Consider the following 16,422-nt stretch of genomic DNA (forward strand, 5'->3'; position numbering starts at 1 on the left):
AAACCGGCAGGATACTGCATCGCCGGGAAGAATCTGAGTGACTTGGGAATGTTGTCCGGAATCTGTTCGTTGGATCGTTACGTGTGAGGCCCCGAGGGGCCCGCATTTCTTGCCCTCACGAGGCAGGCAGGCAGACCTCGGCAACACCAGCAAAGGGAGCAAGCATGGCCACCCGTGCCGTCGTTCGCGACAGGGCCGACCGGAGTCGCGCGGCCCGCCCGACCAACCTCGAGGCCGACCGCGACCTGGTCGGCATGTACCTCGACGAGATCGCCAGGACACCCCTGCTCGATGCCGCCGAGGAGGTCGAGCTCTCGCTGCGGATCGAGGCCGGCGTGTACGCCCAGCACATGCTGGACGAGGGCGAACTCCCCGACGGCGTCACGCGCGAGGAGCTGGAGGCGATAGCCGCCGACGCCGAGCGCGCCAAGGACGTCTTCATCCGCTCCAACCTCCGGCTCGTGGTCGCCGTCGCCCGTCGCTACCCGCGCAGCGGCCTGCCGCTGCTGGACCTCATCCAGGAGGGCAACGCGGGCCTGGTGCGCGCCGTCGAGAAGTTCGACTACGCCAAGGGCTTCAAGTTCTCCACGTACGCGACGTGGTGGATCCGGCAGGCGATCACCCGGTCCATCGCCGACCAGTCCCGCACCATCCGGCTGCCCGTGCACCTGGTGGAGGAGCTCGGGCGGATCCGACGGGTGCAGCGGGAGAAGTCCAAGGAGCTGGGCCGCGAGGCGGAGCCGGCCGAGATCGCGGCCGAGCTGGACACCACCGAGGCCCGGATCAAGGACGTGCTGGACTGGGCGCGCGATCCGGTCAGCCTCAACATGTCGGTCGACGACGAGGGCGAGACCCAGTTCGGCGACCTCGTCGAGGACACCGGGGCCACGTCCCCCGAGGACGCCGTGATGGTCATGCTCCGCAGGGAGGAACTGGACGGCCTGATCGGGCGGTTGGACGACCGCACCGCTTCGATCATCCGCTCCCGCTACGGGATGGAGGACGGCCGCGAGCGCACCCTCACCGAGGTGGGCAAGCAGCACGGCCTCACCCGCGAGCGGATCCGCCAGATCGAGAAGCACGCGCTGGCCGAGCTGAAGAAGATCGCGGACCACGCGGGCTTCGAAGCCGCCTGAGAGGCCGCCGGGAAAGCCGCCTGAGGAAGCCGCCTGAGAGGCCGCCGGGGAAGCCTCCCGGCAGGCTGCCTGGACCCGCCCTCATCGGGCCCTGGTGCGGAGCGCCCCGCACCGGGGCCCGAGGCGTGCCACGGGGCTCTTAGGCTGGAGGAAAGGGACGAGCGGACGGAGTGGACGGCGTGAGCGAGCAGGGGCAGGAAAAGGACCGGGAGCAGGGCGGGGAGCAGGAGCAGGAGCTCCGGAAGGCCGCGGCCGTGAAGGCCCGGCTGGTCTTCCGGGACCCGTTGGACCAGCAGTCCGGGGACGACACCGACGCAGGCTGGGGCGGCCGCCCCGGGGCGGGGGAGAGCGGTGGACGGGGGCTGGACTGGTACCTGAGCCAGCGCCCGCCGCACCACGGGGACTGAGGAACGGGGACCGGGGCCGAACGGCGCCCGCCGGTCAGCGCAGCGGTGCGACCAGCGCGTCGCGGATCTCGGTCAGCAGTTGGACCTCCTTGGCCTCGGCCTCCGCCGCCTCCTCGGCGAGGCTCTTGCGGTGGGCCGCCAACCTGTTCATGGGCACGATCAGGGCGAAGTAGACGACCGCCGCGGTGATCAGGAACTGGAGCACGGCGCTGAGCACCGATCCCCACAGGATGAGGATCCCGGACGTGACCTCACCGGTCGGGCTCACCTCGCAGGGCCCCTTGAGGCAGGAACTGTAGGACGCGAGGTCCTTGGTCCCGAAGACGCCGACGATCGGATTGATCACGCCTTTGACGAAGGCGTTGACGATGTTGGTGAAAGCCGCGCCGATGACCACGGCGACGGCGAGTTCGACGACATTTCCACGCAGCAGGAATTCCTTGAAGCCTTTCATGCCGCCTCGAACGACGAAGTCGCCTCCCGGTTACGGGTGATCTTCCGCAGCCCCGGACTGACAACCCGTCCGGCCCAGTGCGCCTCCCTGGGGCGGTGGCAGCCCGGCCCGCGCGGGCCCCAGTGCCAGCGCCGACGCCACCGCGAGCAGCACCAGGACGGGCACTGCGGCCCGCCGCCGCACCGCACTGCGCCAGCGGTGCCACCCGCCGCACCCGCGCCGGATCGGCGGGAAGCTCGGCAGCTCCTGCCGGGGCGGCACGGCGGGTGCGGGCAGTGGCAGCGGCAGGGGGAGGGAGAAGCTCGCGGTCGTCATCGACGCACCTCCGAGGTGTCGGCGGGCCGGCCCCTCGCGGACCGACCGGATGCCCACACGATGGGCGTTTCCGGCGAACTCGGAAAGCCCTTTCCCCAGGCCTGTGGACAACTCGCCCCTGTGGACAACTTCGTTCACTCGCCGGAGTGAGGTCGACCCCTCCGGGGTGACAGGGCGCCCGGGCGGGCATGCGAAAAGGCCCGCCGCCCCGCGTGGAAGCGGGGTCGACGGGCCTTTCCCTGGTCTACGGGCCGTCCGGGCCGATGGTGCCCGGCGCCGGGATCAGCTCGCGGCCGGAGCCGGGCTGGACGAGGTCGAGGAGCCGGAGCCCGACGACGTCGACGAGGAGGACGTGGACGCGGTGGACGACGTCGAGGGGGTCGACGACGACCCGGCGCCCACCGAGCTGCTGGAGGACGAACGGCTGTCGGTCCGGTAGAAGCCGGAGCCCTTGAACACGACGCCCACGGCCGAGAAGACCTTGCGGAGCCGTCCCTGGCAGTCGGGGCACGTGGTCAGCGCCTCGTCGGTGAACTTCTGCACCGCCTCCAGGCCGTTGCCGCACTCGGTGCACTGGTACTGGTACGTGGGCACTTGTCTTCCTCCTGGCACTCTCGCCTGATGAGTGCTAACGATGGTCAATGATGCGGCATTCCGCGGGATCAGTCCAGCGACCCCGGTGTGAGATCGGCCCCGGAGCACCCGTCGGCCGCCGTCGGCCCGGTTCCCGGACGACACCCGCGCAGCCTCCGGCCGCCGTCGGCTCGGCCCCGGGCGGCCGGAGGCCCGGCCCCCGGCCGCCGCCCCGCTCAGCCCTCGGCGACACCCGCCAGCTGCATCGGACGCCCGCCTTCCGCGGTCCCCGCAGCGGCGGTCTCCTCGCCCCGCGGCGCCACCAGCAGGTGCCGCAGCGAGGCCAGCACGACCAGTCCGAGCCCGGCCCCGACCACCGGCACCAGGAACCCGGTGGAGGGCCCGTGCCCGTCGATCAGCCGGCCGGCCGCCATCGAGCCGACCGCCAGTCCCAGCCCGATGGCGCCGGTCAGCCAGGTGAAGGCCTCGGTCTTGGCCCCGTCCGCGACCAGCGTCTCGACCAGGGTGTAGCCGCTGATCAGGGTCGGCGCGATGGCCAGTCCGCAGACCAGCCCGGCGACGGTCAGCGCGACCAGGTTGGGCATCGCCCACAGCACCGAGCAGCCCAGCACCAGCAGCGCGTAGCTGAACAGCATCCGCTGCTGCACCGGCCGCCGCCAGGCGATCACGCCGTACAGCACGCCGGCCAGCATGGAGCCGCCGGCGAAGATCCCGTACACGGTGCCGCCGGCGTCGTGCTGCCCGACCGAGTCGGCGAAGGCGTTCACCGAGACCTGCATGCCGCCGAACACCGCGCCGACCCCGAGGAAGGTCCCGGCCAGCAGCCGGACGCCGGGGGAGGCGAGCGCCGAGGCGCGCCTGGTGCCGGGCTGCGGCACGATCCGGGCCGGGGCGGTGCCCCGCTGGGCGGCGAAGGCCAGGCCGCCGACGAGGGTCAGCGCGGCCTCGGCGACCAGGGCGGTGGCCGGGTTGGCGAGGGCGGCGATGCCGGAGGCCAGGATCGGGCCGATCACGAAGGTGAACTCGTCCGTCACGGACTCGAAGGCGAAGGCGGTGCTCACCCGGGCCGCGGAGGCGTCGGAGGCGCCGTCGGCGGTGAACCTGGCGACCCAGCGGGCCCGGACCATCGCGCCGACCTGCGGCACGCTCGCACCGGCCGGCACGGCGGCCAGGAACAGGCTCCAGGCGGGCGCGTGGCCGAGCGCGAGGGCGACCAGCACGCCGACCGAGACGGCGTGCACCAGGACGGTCGGGACGAGCACCGAGGCCTGGCCGTAGCGGTCGGCGAGCCGCCCGGTCTGCGGCCCGATCAGGGCCTGGGCGACGGCGGCGACCGCGGTGACCGTACCGGCGGTGCCGTACGAGCCGTGGGTCTGCGTGACGAGCAGCAGGATGCCCATGCTGAGCATCGCGTACGGCAGTCGCGCGACGAGGGCGGGGGACAGGAACGTCCAGGCCCCGGGCGTGCGCAGCAGCTCGCCGTACCCGACGCGGGCGGGGGCGGGAGCTGCGGGGGTGGCCGCGGGGTGCGCGGCGGTGTCGACCGTTCGGCGCGCCGTCACGGTCGGTCCTTCCTGCTGCCTGGTAGCGCGGCAGGGCATGGTGTGGCCCCGACGGCGCCGAGAGTCGTCCTCTCGCGCGTCGACCGGGGTAGATACCGGGTCGGTCCGGCGTGGTGGCCGGGGGCCGGACCGCGGCCGCCGAGCGGTCGCGCCAACTCTGCGTCAGGCAGATGCTGGGGTGGTCTAGCGGTGGTTATACGGCGTGGTCGAACCAGCATACAGTTACGCGCGTAGACACCGCCAGCCCACCCCGGCCCGCAGGCCCGTCCGGGCCCCCGGGCCAAGGCGGACCGAGGAGAGCCGGGGCGGGCCCGGCGCCCGTCACCGCCCGTTCAGCCACCCCGCGAGCTTGCCGCCCTTGTCCACGGCCCGCAGCCGCCGCTCGGCGGCCTCGCCGACCTCGTCCGTGGTGACCACCAGCAGTTCGTCGCCGGCCCGCAGCACCGTCGCCTTGTCCGGCACGAAGGAGTTCCCCTCGCGCACGACCAGGGTGACCGCGGCCCCCTTGGGCAGCCGCAGTTCGCTGATCTCCACGCCGGACATCTTCGAGGTGGGGGAGAGCGCGACCGACAGCAGGTGTCCGTGCAGCTTCTCCAGCGGGGCGGACTCGATGCCCAGGTCCTGGCCCATGTCGCCCTCGTCGATCCGCAGCCGCTTGGCCACCCAGGGCAGGGTCGGCCCCTGGAGCAGGGTGAAGACGACGACCAGGATGAAGACGATGTTGAAGACGTCCTCGGCCCGGTGCGCGCCGGACACCACCGGGATGGTGGCCAGCACGATGGGCACCGCCCCGCGCAGCCCGGCCCAGCTCAGCAGCGCCTGCTCGCGGGCCGGCACCTTGAAGGGGGTCAGCGAGACCATCACCGACAGCGGCCGGGCCAGGAACACCAGCACCCCGCCGATCACCAGCGCGGGCACCACCGCGTCGCCCATGGTCTCGGGCGTGACGAGCAGCCCGAGCAGCACGAACATGCCGATCTGCCCGATCCACGCGAGCCCGTCGGCGAAGCCGCGGACGGCCGGGCCGTGCGGCAGCTTGGAGTTCCCGAGGATCACCGCGCTGATGTAGACGGCGAGGAAGCCGGAGCCGTGCAGCAGCGCGCCGCCGGCGTACGCGAGCACGGTGAGCGCCATCACGGCGATCGGGTAGAGGCCCGAGGAGGGCAGTGCGACGTGCTTGAGCCCGTAGGCCCCTATCTTGCCGACGGCCAGGCCTATGACGGCGCCGATGGCCAGCTCGGCGACGATCGTGCCGATCAGGACGTACCAGGAGTCCAGCTCCCCGGTGGTGGCGAAGGCGACGACCAGGATGACCACGGGCGCGTCGTTGAAGCCGGACTCGGCCTCCAGCAGGCCGGTGAGCCGGTGCGGCAGCGGGACCATCCGCAGCACCGAGAAGACGGCGGCCGCGTCGGTCGAGGAGACGATGGCGCCCAGCAGCAGCGAGGTGCGCCAGTCCAGGCCGACCAGCCAGTGGGCGCCGGCCGCGGTGGCGAACACGCTGACGCCGACGCCGAGGGTGGCGAGCACCGTCGCGGCGGGCATCACGGGCTTGATCTCGCGCCAGCTGGTCTTGAGGCCGCCCTCGGCCAGGATCACCACGAGCGCCGCGTAGCCGAGCACCTGGGTGAGTTCCGCGTTGTTGAACGTGACACCGATCCCGTTCTGGCCCAGCGCCACGCCGATCCCCAGATAGATCAGCAGGCTGGGCAGCCCTGATCGGGTGGAGAGTCGTACGGCGCCCACCGCGAACAGCAGGATCACGGAGGACTCGAGCAGGAGCTGGTTCAGATGGGAGATGTTCACGCAGGGGCACCTCGGGCAGGCAGGGGCGGGCGGGGTGTCTGGTGGTGCTGTGGGGTGACCCGTTAAGAAGTCGTCAATGCTCCCCTTGCGGATCGTTACGCAGTCTAACATTTTGCCATATCTTTAGCTTGGTCCCCCGTTCACGGTGCCCGGCCGACTCGGCCTAATGTGGTGCCCTGCCACGGCCGCAGGCCCTGGACACGCCCGCCCGCCCCGAAGTCAGGACCGCAAGGACCCAGATGCCCCGCTCGAAGAAGTTCCGGCGCGCCCGTCTGATCGTGATCGTGCTGGTCGTGCTGTTGGTGGCCGGTGCCGGCTACGGCGGCTACCGCGGGGTCTCCGCGGTTCGCGCCTCCTTCCCGGAGGTCGACGGCAGCGTGAAGGTGGCGGGCCTGAGCGCGCCCGTCGACGTCAAGCGGGACGCGAACGGCATCCCGCAGCTGTACGCGGACACCGACGAGGACCTGTTCCGCGCCCAGGGCTACGTCCAGGCGCAGGACCGCTTCTGGGAGATGGACGTCCGCCGGCACATCACCGCCGGCCGGCTCTCCGAGATGTTCGGCGACAGCCAGGTCGACACCGACACCTTCATCCGCACCATGGGCTGGCGGCAGGTGGCGCAGAAGGAGTTCGACACCAAGCTCTCGCCGGAGACCAAGAAGTACCTCCAGGCCTACTCGGACGGCGTGAACGCCTGGCTCTCCGAGCACCCCGGCGGCGCGAAGGCCTCGCTGGAGTACGGCCTGCTCGGCGTCGTCAACGGCGGCTACCGGCCCGAGCAGTGGTCCCCGGTCGACTCGGTGGCCTGGCTCAAGGCGATGGCCTGGAACCTCTCCGGGAACCTCCAGGAGGAGATCGACCGCTCGCTGCTGGCCCAGGACTTCGGCCCGGACAAGATCGCCGAGCTGTACCCGGACTACCCGTACGCCCGCAACGGCACCATCGTGAAGACCGGCGCGGTGACCGGCGACAACTACCGCCCCGCGGACGGCTCCCCGCAGTCCGGCACGGCCGCCGGAACGGCCGCCACGGCCCAGGGCGCGGCCACCACCAAGGCGATGCTGCAGAGCCTGACGGACCGGGTCGACGCGATGCCGCAGCTGCTCGGCCGCCCCGGCCAGGGCATCGGTTCCAACTCCTGGGTGGTCGCGGGCTCGCACACCACCACCGGCAAGCCGCTGCTGGCCAACGACCCGCACCTGGGCCCCGGCCTGCCCTCGGTCTGGTACCAGATGGGCCTGCACTGCCGGACCAGCTCCCCGGCCTGCCAGTTCGACGTCTCCGGCTTCACCTTCGCGGGCATGCCCGGCGTGGTCATCGGCCACAACAAGGACATCGCCTGGGGCTTCACCAACCTCGGCGCCGACGTCACCGACCTCTTCCTGGAGAAGGTCACCGGCCCGGAGACCTACCAGGTGGACGGCAAGGACGTGAAGTTCGACCTCCGCAAGGAGACCATCAAGGTCGCCGGCGGGGAGGACCGCACCATCACCGTCCGCACCACCCAGACCGGCGCCCCGCTCATCTCCGACCAGAGCACCGAGCAGCAGAACGTCGGCAAGTACGCCCCCAACGGCCCCTCCGCCCCGGACCGCGGCACCAGCGGCTACGGCGTCGCCCTGCAGTGGACGGCGCTCAGCCCCGGCAAGACCATGGACGCCGTCTTCGAGCTGGACAAGGCGAAGAACTGGGACGAGTTCCGCGCCGCCGCCAAGGACTTCACCGTCCCCGCGCAGAACCTGATCTACGCCGACGCCAAGAACATCGGCTACCAGGCCCCGGGCACCATCCCGGTCCGCGGCAAGGGCGACGGCACCCTCCCGGCGCTGGGCTGGGACTCCGCGTACCAGTGGAAGGACCCGATCCCCTTCAACGCGCTGCCGTGGAGCCTCAACCCCTCGGCCGGCTACATCGTCACCGCCAACCAGGCCGTGGTGGACCCGAGCTACAAGTACACCCTCACCAAGGACTGGGAGTACGGCACCCGCGCCAAGGAGATCACCGACCAGATCGAGGGCCTGCTCAAGAACAACGGCAAGATCTCGCCGGACGACATGCAGACCCTCCAGCTGGACAACACCAGCGTGATGGCCAAGACGCTGGTCCCGCTGCTGCTCAAGCAGCCGGTCAACGACCCGTACGTGCGCGAGGCCCAGGACCTGCTGAAGGACTGGAACTTCCACCAGGACGCCGACTCGGCCGCCGCCGCCTACTACAACGGCGTCTGGCGCCAGCTGCTGATCCTCGCCTTCGGCCAGAAGTTCCCGGCCGACCTGCGGGCCAAGGACAACTGCCTGCTGGTCCGCCAGCAGGACGACCCCACCAAGCCGGACAGCGCCACCAAGATCGTCACCGAGTGCGGCACCCGCGAACCGGGCAAGGCCCAGCCGGACGGTGGCGACCGCTGGACCGAGGTCGTGCGCCAGCAGCTGGAGAAGCCCGACAGCTCGTGGTGGACGTACATCGACGACCAGCACAAGGAGCAGAAGGGCCTGGACAACCTGCTCCAGGAGGCGATGAAGAACGCCCGCCAGGAGCTGACCTCGCTGCTCAGCAAGGATGTCTCCACCTGGAGCTGGGGCCGCCTGCACAAGCTGGAGCTGCGCGAGCAGACCCTCGGCACCGACGACTCCTCGATCGCCTCCGGCGCGGTGCACAAGCTGCTCAACCGCGGCCCGTACCGGCTCTCCGGCGGCTCGGCGGCGGTCGACGCGGCCGGCTGGAACGCGGCGGCCGGCTACCAGGTGGACTGGATCCCGTCGATGCGCATGGTGGTCGACCTGAACGACCTCGACTCCTCGCGCTGGATCAACGTCGGCGGCGCCTCCGGCCACGCCTTCCACGACAACTACAACGACCAGACCGACCTCTGGCTCAAGGGCAAGCTACTGACCTGGGCCTACACGCCGGACGCGGTCGAGAAGGCCACCAAGCACAAGCTGGTGCTCACCACCGGCTGACGCCCGTACGGCCCGGACACCGGCGGCCCCGCTCCCCCCGAGGGAGCGGGGCCGCCGCCGTCTCACCCGAGCCGGCGCACCCCCGAGGGCAGCACCGCCAGGTCCACCGGCCGGTCGTGCGGCTCGGCCGGCACCCGCTCCAGCAGCTCGTGCTCGTACAGCAGGACCGCCAGCACCGGCCGCGCCCCCGCCCGCGCCAGCCGGGCCAGCACCCGGTCGTAGCTGCCGCCGCCCCGGCCCAGCCGCAGCCCGGAGCGGTCCACCGCCAGGCCCGGCAGCAGCACCACCGCGGCCCGCGCGACCGCCTCCGGGCCGAGCCGCGGACCGACCGGCTCCAGCAGCCCGCGCCCGGCCGGGGCCAGCGCGTCCGGCCCCGCGTACGCGGCCCAGTCCAGGTCGTTGTCCGGCAGCAGCACCGGCAGCAGCACCCGCACCCCGCGCGCCCGCAGCGCGTCCAGCAGCGGCCTGGTCCCGGGCTCGGCTCCCACCGAGACGTACGCGGCCACCGTGGCGCCGGGGGCGGCCAGCTCCCCGGCGTGCCCGGCCAGCGCGTCGGCCGCCGCCGCCCGCTCCTCGACGGCCAGTTCGCGCCGCCGCGACAACAGCCGTGTCCTCAGGCCGCTCTTCTCGTTGGGCATCCGATCCTCGTTCATCCGATCCTCCTGGCCTCCGCACCGCCGACGCGCAGAGCCTGACACGCGAAGGGGCACCCCCCATTGACCACCCCGCTGCTGGTCCAGGCCCTGGCCGCACTCGGCGTCCCCGCACTGGCCGGCGCCACCGCCCTCGGACTGCGCGGCCGCCGGGAGCGGGCCCGGGCCGCCGCCGGGGCGCAGCGGCTGCGCGGGCGGATCGCCGAACTCGAGGAGCGCTGCGCCGACCTGGAGCGCACCGCCTCCTGCGACCCGCTCACCGGCGTGTGGAACTACCGCCACCTCCAGCTCACCCTGGACCGGGAGATCGAACGGGCCCGTCGCGCCGAGCACACCGGACAGGCCGACGGCCCGCGCCCGCTCGCCGTGCTGATGCTCGCCATCAGCGGCTTCGACGCGGTCGTCGCCGAGCACGGCCGGGGCCGGGCGGGCGCGGTGCTGCGCGACCTCGCCCAGCGGCTCGCGATGGAGATCCGCCGGGCCGACACCCTCGGCCGCTACGGCGGCGAGGAGTTCCTGGTGGTGCTGCCGGACACCGGCGCCGAGGGCGCCGCCCAGGTCGCCGAGCGGCTGGTCTGGTCGGTCCGCCGGCACCTGCTGCTGGACTGGTCCTCCGGCCCGCGCGAGTCCCGCCCCGCCGCCGGCAACGGCCTGACCGCCGCCGCCGGCATCGCCGTGTTGCCCGAGAACGGCACCCACGCGGCCGTCCTGCTGCGCGCCGCCGACACGGCGCTCGCCGCGGCCCGGGCGGCCGGCGGCGACTGCTGGCGGCTCTCGGCCCGGCCGCCCGGGGAGTCCGGGGAGCCCCGCGCCGACCGCTCCGAACAGGCCGCTCGCACGCCCGATCACGGAACGGATGCCGAACGTGACCGTACGGAAAAGGCGGGTAGTGTGTCGGCCTGTGTCGGCCGGGACCCGTTCGCCCAGCCGGTCGCGACCCATACGACTGCCACCGCGGCCGGGCCCAGCGACGTGCTGTCCTAGCCGTCCGCCCGTACTCGGCCGGGCGAAAACGTGCCTGAGTAAGGTGAACGCATGACGACGACCAACCCCCGAGTTCCGGTGACCAAGGCCGTGGTGCCCGCGGCCGGACTGGGCACCCGCTTCCTTCCGGCGACCAAGGCCACCCCGAAGGAGATGCTCCCGGTCGTCGACAAGCCGGCGATCCAGTACGTCGTCGAGGAGGCCTCCGCCGCGGGCCTGTCCGACATACTGATGGTCACCGGGCGCAACAAGCGGGCCCTGGAGGACCACTTCGACCGCGCCTACGAGCTGGAGGAGCTGCTGGTCCGCAAGGGCGACGAGCAGCGCCTGGCCCGGGTCCGCGAGTCCGTCGAGCTGGCCAACATGCACTACGTCCGCCAGGGCGACCCGAAGGGCCTCGGCCACGCCGTCTCGGTCGCCGAGCAGCACGTCGCCGGCCAGCCCTTCGCCGTCCTGCTCGGCGACGACCTGATCGACCCGCGCGACCCGCTGCTCTCCCGGATGATCGAGGTGCAGCAGCAGCTCGGCGGCTCGGTCGTCGCCCTGATGGAGGTCGACCCCTCCCAGATCCACCTCTACGGCTGCGCCGCCGTCAAGGCGAACGGCTTCGGCGAGGACGTCTTCCAGGTGACCGACCTGGTCGAGAAGCCCGAGCCCGGCGAGGCCCCGTCGAGCTACGCCGTGATCGGCCGCTACGTCCTCGACCCGCTGGTCTTCGACGTGCTGCGGGAGACCCCGCCCGGCCGCGGCGGCGAGATCCAACTGACCGACGCCCTGCGCGAGCTGACCAACCGCGAGGCGGCGGACGGCGGGCAGGTGCACGGCGTGCTCTTCAAGGGCCGCCGCTACGACACCGGCGACCGCGCCGACTACCTGCGCGCTATCGTCCGTCTGGCCGCCGAACGCGAGGACCTGGGCCCGGAGTTCCGCTCCTGGCTGCGGGAGTTCGTCGGCTCCGAGATGCAGGACTGACGCAGGACCACGACCGAGGGAGCGAGCCGCCGATGACCGGGTCCACCGAGCACAGCACCATGCCCAGCGCCTGCTGCGACGCCGGAGCGGACCCGGCCCCGGCGGCCCCCCGCCTCTGGACGGTGGACGAGCACCTCGCCGACGTGCTGGCCGCGGTCGGCCCGCTGCCCGCGATCGAGCTCCAGCTGCTGGAGGCCCGCGGCTGCCGGCTCGAGGAGGACGTGGTCGCCGACGGCGACCTGCCGCCCTTCGACAACAGCTCGATGGACGGCTACGCGGTCCGCACCGCCGACACCGAGGGCGCCACCGACACCTACCCGTCGGTGCTCTCGGTGGTCGGCGACATCGCGGCCGGTGCCGACGCGCTGCCCAGGGTCGGCCCCGGCCAGGCCGCCCGGATCATGACCGGCGCCCCGATGCCGCCCGGCGCCCAGGCCGTCGCCCCGGTCGAGTGGACCGACGGCGGCACCGGCACCGGGGTGGCCGCCGCCGCGATGACCGCGCCGGTCCCGGACGAGGAGGTCCGGGTCCTGCGCCCGGTCGCCGCGGGCGCGCACATCCGCCGCCGCGGCAGCGACGTCGCGGCCGGCGTCCGGGTACTGGAGGCCGGCACCCGGCTCGGCCCCGCCCAGCTCGGCCTGCTCGCCGCGATCGGCCGGCCCACCGTGAAGGTCCGCCCCCGCCCCCGGGTCGTGGTGCTGTCCACCGGCAGCGAGCTGGTCCAGCCCGGCGAGCCGGTCGGCCCCGGGCAGATCGCCGACTCCAACAGCTTCGCCCTCACCGCGGCCGCCCAGGACGCCGGCGCCATCGCCTTCCGGGTCGGCGCCGTCCCGGACGACGCCGACCGGCTGCGCGCCGTCCTGGAGGACCAGCTCGGCCGGGCCGACCTGATCGTCACCAGCGGCGGGGTCAGCGTCGGCGCGTACGACGTGGTCAAGGAGGTCTTCGAGTCCTACGGCGGGGTCGACTTCCGGCGGCTGCGGATGCAGCCCGGCAAGCCGCAGGGCTTCGGCCGGATCGGCGGCGCGACCGGGGTGCCGCTGCTCGCCCTGCCCGGCAACCCGGTGAGCGCCTACATCTCCTTCGAGCTCTTCGTCCGCCCGGTCATCCGCACCATGCTCGGCGCCGCCGACGTGCACCGCCCGGTCGTCCGCGCGCTCTGCCCGTCCCCGCTGCGCTCCCCGGCCGGCCGCCGGCAGTTCCTGCGCGGCCGCTACTCGGCGGCCGACGGCACGGTCGAGCCGGTCGGCGGCGCCGGGTCGCACCTGGTGGGCGCGCTGGCCCGGGCCGACTGCCTGATCACCGTCCCCGAGGAGACCACCGAACTGCCGGCCGGCAGCGAGGTGGACGTGGTGTTGCTGGACGCCTGATCGGCCCCCGGGACCGGGGAACGGTACGGTAGCGCGGTATTCGACCTGCGCGCCCCTGGAGTTACCCGTGACGACACCTCCCCCCGGCGACCGCCTCACCCACGTCGACGACCAGGGCGCGGCCCGGATGGTCGACGTGTCCGAGAAGGCCGCCACCGCGCGCACCGCCGTGGCGGCCGGCCGGGTGCGGGTCTCCCCGCAGGTGGTCCACCTGCTGCGCGGCGAGGGCGTGCCCAAGGGCGACGCCCTCGCGGTGGCCCGGATCGCCGGGATCATGGGCGCCAAGAAGACCCCGGAGCTGATCCCGCTCTGCCACCCGATCGCGGTCTCCGGCGTCAAGGTCGACCTCGCCGTCGCGGACGACGCGGTCGAGATCACCGCCACCGTGAAGACCGCCGACCGCACCGGCGTCGAGATGGAGGCGCTGACCGCCGTCGCGGTGGCCGGGCTGACCGTCGTCGACATGGTCAAGGCGGTGGACAAGGGCGCCACGATCGAGTCCGTCCGGGTGCTGAGCAAGACCGGCGGCAAGAGCGGCGACTGGTTCGCCCCGGAGGTGGCGCAGTGAGGGCCCTGGCGGTCACCGTCTCCAACCGGGCCTCGGCCGGGGTCTACGAGGACCGGGGCGGCCCGCTGCTGGTGGCCGGCCTGACCGCGATGGGCTTCACCGCCGACGGCCCCCGGGTCGTCCCGGACGGCGAGCCGGTGGAGGCCGTGCTGCGCGAGGCCGTCGCGGCCGGCTACGACGTGGTGCTGACCACCGGCGGCACCGGCATCTCGCCGATGGACCTCACCCCCGAGATGACCGCCCGGGTGATCGACCGCCAGGTCCCCGGCATCGCCGAGGCCGTCCGTGCGTACGGCCGGGAGAAGGTGCCGACCTCGGCGCTCTCCCGCGGGCTCGCCGGCCTCGCCGGACGTACCCTGATCGTCAACCTGCCGGGCTCGACCGGCGGCGTCAGGGACGGCCTCGCCGTCCTGGAGCCGCTGCTCGCCCACGCCGTCGACCAGCTCGGCGGCGGGGACCACCCCCGGACCGACGCCCCGACACCCGGGGCTCCAGCATCCAGGAGAGGGCACTGAACGCCGGCTGGCCGGTAGAACTCCACGAGGGTGAGGTCGTGCTGCGCCCCATCCGGGCCCGCGACCAGCGCGAGTGGCAGGAGGTGAGCCGCCGCAACCGGGACTGGCTGCGCCGCTGGGAGGCCACCGTGCCGCCCGGCCCGGCGGGTCAGGCGGCCGGCGCCCGGCCGACCTACCGGCAGATGGTCCGCTTCCTGCGCGGCGAGGCCTCGGCCGGCCGGATGCTGCCCTTCGTCGTGGTCCACAAGGGCCAGCTGGTCGGCCAGTTGACGGTCGGCGGGATCACCTGGGGATCGATGTGCTCGGCGAACATCGGGTACTGGGTGGACGAGGAGGTGGCGGGCCGGGGCATCATCCCGACCGCCGTGGCCCTTTCGGTGAACTACTGCTTCCGCACGCTCGGACTGCACCGGATCGAGGTCTGCATCCGCCCGGAGAACGGCCCGAGCCGACGGGTGGTGGAAAAGCTCGGCTTCCGCTCGGAGGGAATCCGTCCGCGCTATCTCCACATCGACGGCGACTGGCGCGACCACCTCGTCTACGCGCTGACCGACGAGGAGGTCCCGGAGGGGATGCTGGAGCGCTGGCGCGCGCTCAGTTCCGGGCGCGGGACACGTAATTGAATGTATGTTCGAAAGAAATATCGATATGGCATCGTCGGGGCACCGGACCCGCACAAATAGCGGCAAAATAGTCGGAGAATCAGCTTGATCACACGACACGCCGCACCAAATTGCTGCCAGGCCTTCCCCGGCGCCCGTACGGTGTGAATCGTGAGCAGTAGCGGCCTTATCTACGCCGTCATCGTAGGGGCCTGGGCCGCCTATCTGGTGCCGATGTGGCTCCGCAGGCAGGACGAACTCAACGAGGCGCGCCCGACGGAACGCTTCAGCACCGCCATCCGCCTGCTGGCCGGGCGTTCGGGGCTGGAGCGGCGGGCAGCCCGGGCCCTGGGTGACGAACCGCGTGACGAGCAGAGCGACGACGGTCCTCCCGAACGGGACGAGGCCGCCTCCGGCGACCCCGCACGGGAGCCCGAACCCCCGGTGCAGCGCCCGGCCGAGCGGCCGGGCCCCGAACCGCGGGTCGGCACCGAGCGCCGGGCGCGGCTGCTGGCCCGCCGGCGCCGGATGGTCACCGCCCTCTTCCTCTCCTTCGCGCTCGGCGCGGTGGTCGCCGCGGTGGCCGGACTCGCCTTCCTCTGGGTCCCGGCGGTCCCGGCGGTCCTCCTCACCCTGTACATCGGCCACCTGCGCCGGCTGGAGCGCCAGCGGTACGAGGTGAAGCTCGACCGGGTCCGGGCCGCCCAGGCCGCCGAGCGGCTGCGCAAGCGCGAGCAGCAGCGCGCCGAGGCCCGGCCGCCGGCCGGCGCCCCGGCCGAGGCCCCCGCCGCGGAGCCGGCCCCGGCCGCGCCCGCCGGGGAGCGGCCCGCGCGCCGTTCCCACCTGCGGCTGGCCGCCGACCCCGAGCAGGCCACCGTCTCGGTGCCCTCCGCCTCCGCGGTGGCCGAGGCGACCGAGCACGAGGAGTGGGTCGACGGCATGCGCGAGCGCGGCGCGGCCGGGCCGGACTCCTGGGAGCCGGTGCCCGTCCCGCTGCCGACCTACGTGACCGCCCCGGTCGCCCCCCGGGTCTCCCGCGGCCTCGACCTGTCGGCCCCCGGCACCTGGACCGCCGGGCGCCCCGCCGAGTCCCGCAAGACCCCGCTCTTCGACCAGTACGCCGAGCCCCAGGCTCCCGAGTCGCGCCCGCGCGCGGCCAACGAGTGACGGGGGCCGGGGGTCGGCCCCCGGCCCGCCCGTACGCCGCGACGCACCCGCCCGATGCCGCCCCGCCCGCCACCGCGGGCGGGGCGGTCCGCGTTCGGGGCGAGCCCCCTGGCCACCCCGGCCGGCACCGTGATCCGGGGGTGGTCACGGACCCCCTCCGAAAGGTGCTAGAGTTTCTTCTCGTTGGGGCTGTGGCGCAGTCCGGTAGCGCACCTCGTTCGCATCGAGGGGGTCAGGGGTTCGAATCCCCTCAGCTCCACCCAACAGACCGGCTCCGGCCGGTCGAGGAAATCCCGCCGGGAGGCAACTCCCGGCGGGATTTCGCGTTTTGGGGTCCGGGTCCGGTGCCGACCCCGA

The 16,422-nt window shown here is 73.2% G+C and carries 16 protein-coding genes and 1 tRNA gene; 11 read left to right on the forward strand and 6 right to left on the reverse strand.

All coding sequences use genetic code 11. The features are described from left to right. Positions 1-164 precede the first annotated feature (164 nt). Entirely contained in the window at positions 165-1,136 is a 972-nt protein-coding gene (locus ACFVXH_RS34565; RefSeq protein WP_049654530.1) for a sigma-70 family RNA polymerase sigma factor, read from the forward strand. Between the two features lie 179 nt (positions 1,137-1,315). Continuing rightward, positions 1,316-1,543 (forward strand): hypothetical protein, encoded by a 228-nt coding sequence (locus tag ACFVXH_RS34570; RefSeq protein ID WP_049654534.1) that lies wholly within the window; start codon positions 1,316-1,318, stop codon positions 1,541-1,543. A 34-nt stretch (positions 1,544-1,577) separates the two neighbouring features. On the opposite strand, the gene mscL is transcribed toward ACFVXH_RS34570, so the two are convergent. The 5 genes from mscL to ACFVXH_RS34595 form a co-directional block, all read right to left on the reverse strand. Continuing rightward, entirely contained in the window at positions 1,578-1,997 is a 420-nt protein-coding gene (gene mscL, locus ACFVXH_RS34575) for a large conductance mechanosensitive channel protein MscL (RefSeq protein ID WP_049654529.1), read from the reverse strand. 30 nt (positions 1,998-2,027) lie between these two features. Further along, a complete protein-coding gene (locus ACFVXH_RS34580) occupies positions 2,028-2,312 on the reverse strand; it encodes a hypothetical protein (protein WP_147409151.1) in 285 nt (94 codons plus the stop codon). Between the two features lie 282 nt (positions 2,313-2,594). Further along, the gene (locus ACFVXH_RS34585) at positions 2,595-2,906 is read right to left on the reverse strand and encodes an FmdB family zinc ribbon protein (RefSeq protein ID WP_049654525.1); all 312 of its coding nucleotides are present in this window, start codon (positions 2,904-2,906) and stop codon (positions 2,595-2,597) included. A 215-nt stretch (positions 2,907-3,121) separates the two neighbouring features. Then, positions 3,122-4,468, reverse strand: coding sequence for an MFS transporter (locus ACFVXH_RS34590; RefSeq protein ID WP_387829833.1), 1,347 nt, complete (start codon positions 4,466-4,468; stop codon positions 3,122-3,124). A gap of 321 nt (positions 4,469-4,789) precedes the next feature. Continuing rightward, positions 4,790-6,274 (reverse strand): potassium/proton antiporter, encoded by a 1,485-nt coding sequence (locus ACFVXH_RS34595; RefSeq protein ID WP_049654523.1) that lies wholly within the window; start codon positions 6,272-6,274, stop codon positions 4,790-4,792. 239 nt (positions 6,275-6,513) lie between these two features. On the opposite strand from ACFVXH_RS34595, the gene ACFVXH_RS34600 reads away from it, so the two are divergent. Next, the gene (locus ACFVXH_RS34600; protein WP_387829835.1) at positions 6,514-9,234 is read left to right on the forward strand and encodes a penicillin acylase family protein; all 2,721 of its coding nucleotides are present in this window, start codon (positions 6,514-6,516) and stop codon (positions 9,232-9,234) included. A gap of 62 nt (positions 9,235-9,296) precedes the next feature. On the opposite strand, the gene ACFVXH_RS34605 is transcribed toward ACFVXH_RS34600, so the two are convergent. Further along, positions 9,297-9,887, reverse strand: coding sequence for a 5-formyltetrahydrofolate cyclo-ligase (locus tag ACFVXH_RS34605; protein WP_375876004.1), 591 nt, complete (start codon positions 9,885-9,887; stop codon positions 9,297-9,299). Between the two features lie 63 nt (positions 9,888-9,950). On the opposite strand from ACFVXH_RS34605, the gene ACFVXH_RS34610 reads away from it, so the two are divergent. The 8 genes from ACFVXH_RS34610 (at position 9,951) to ACFVXH_RS34645 (ending at position 16,324) form a co-directional block, all read left to right on the forward strand. Beyond that, a complete protein-coding gene (locus tag ACFVXH_RS34610) occupies positions 9,951-10,871 on the forward strand; it encodes a GGDEF domain-containing protein (protein ID WP_074001263.1) in 921 nt (306 codons plus the stop codon). Between the two features lie 51 nt (positions 10,872-10,922). After that, complete coding sequence (gene galU / locus ACFVXH_RS34615; protein ID WP_049660927.1) at positions 10,923-11,843, forward strand: UTP--glucose-1-phosphate uridylyltransferase GalU; 921 nt, start codon at positions 10,923-10,925, stop codon at positions 11,841-11,843. Positions 11,844-11,875: 32 nt separating this feature from the next. Further along, positions 11,876-13,213: a gephyrin-like molybdotransferase Glp gene (glp, locus tag ACFVXH_RS34620; protein WP_375876006.1), complete on the forward strand. Its 1,338-nt coding sequence runs from the start codon at positions 11,876-11,878 to the stop codon at positions 13,211-13,213. A gap of 127 nt (positions 13,214-13,340) precedes the next feature. Continuing rightward, entirely contained in the window at positions 13,341-13,781 is a 441-nt protein-coding gene (moaC, locus tag ACFVXH_RS34625) for a cyclic pyranopterin monophosphate synthase MoaC (protein WP_241852779.1), read from the forward strand. Continuing rightward, positions 13,778-14,296, forward strand: a complete 519-nt coding sequence (locus ACFVXH_RS34630; RefSeq protein ID WP_387829836.1) for a molybdenum cofactor biosynthesis protein B — start codon at positions 13,778-13,780, stop codon at positions 14,294-14,296. The genes moaC and ACFVXH_RS34630 overlap by 4 nt, the downstream gene beginning before the upstream one ends. Before the next feature lie 38 nt (positions 14,297-14,334). After that, positions 14,335-14,919 carry a GNAT family N-acetyltransferase gene (locus ACFVXH_RS34635; RefSeq protein ID WP_369808369.1) on the forward strand — a complete coding sequence of 195 codons (585 nt, stop codon included), beginning with the start codon at positions 14,335-14,337 and terminating at the stop codon, positions 14,917-14,919. Between the two features lie 150 nt (positions 14,920-15,069). Further along, positions 15,070-16,065 carry a hypothetical protein gene (locus ACFVXH_RS34640; protein ID WP_380775255.1) on the forward strand — a complete coding sequence of 332 codons (996 nt, stop codon included), beginning with the start codon at positions 15,070-15,072 and terminating at the stop codon, positions 16,063-16,065. 185 nt (positions 16,066-16,250) lie between these two features. Then, a tRNA-Ala gene (locus ACFVXH_RS34645) sits at positions 16,251-16,324 on the forward strand. Positions 16,325-16,422 lie beyond the last annotated feature (98 nt).

It is taken from the genome of Kitasatospora sp. NPDC058184 (genome assembly GCF_042883725.1).
In the GTDB taxonomy this organism is placed as follows: domain Bacteria; phylum Actinomycetota; class Actinomycetes; order Streptomycetales; family Streptomycetaceae; genus Kitasatospora.